This window comes from Psychrobacter sp. 1U2 (assembly GCF_051847575.1).
Genome location: NZ_JBPYDC010001684.1, coordinates 1 through 543, shown reverse-complemented (window position 1 = coordinate 543; position 543 = coordinate 1). Strand labels below are relative to the sequence as shown.

1 pseudogene is annotated in these 543 nt (G+C 44.8%); it reads right to left on the bottom strand.

Going from position 1 to position 543, the window contains the following annotated elements:
* Nucleotides 1-543, bottom strand: a pseudogene (locus ACS8FD_RS23870) (hypothetical protein); the annotation flags it as partial.

Sequence of the window (543 nt, the reverse complement as noted above, 5' to 3'; positions counted from 1 at the left end):
CACAGCGTTGCCTTGAGCGGACGTTTTATTACTGCATTGGATATCTGTTAGATTCGTCGTATTTAATTTGAATGTTGGATCTTCATAACAGGCATCGTAGCCACCAGGTAAAAAGCTGACCATAACCTTTTTGCCACCGCTTTTTACATAACCAAGTGTAGGCTTACCCCATGTCTGTCCCATACGTGCATAAGCTCTTAACTCTGCAGAGGTACCAACTCCGATAGCTGGGCTAGTAACATTATCTCTAGTACCACCTAGAGCAGTTGTATCACCCTTTAGACGATTGGCATAATTAGAACCAATCCCATAAATAATCTTGGGTTTACTGACATCTGTGACATCCAAAGCATAATACATTGACCCACCCATGCGTAGACCGCCTAAAGCGAAGCTCTGATCAGATTCATAAGTGTTGGTGGTGGTTGCAGACTCTCCTGTACCCGTAGTCGTAGACTTTGTGGTGTAGGAGACATAAGTTAGCCAAGGGGCGTCAACACCATAAGGATAGCTGCCATCTTTGGCGGTTCCAATACCTGTCAG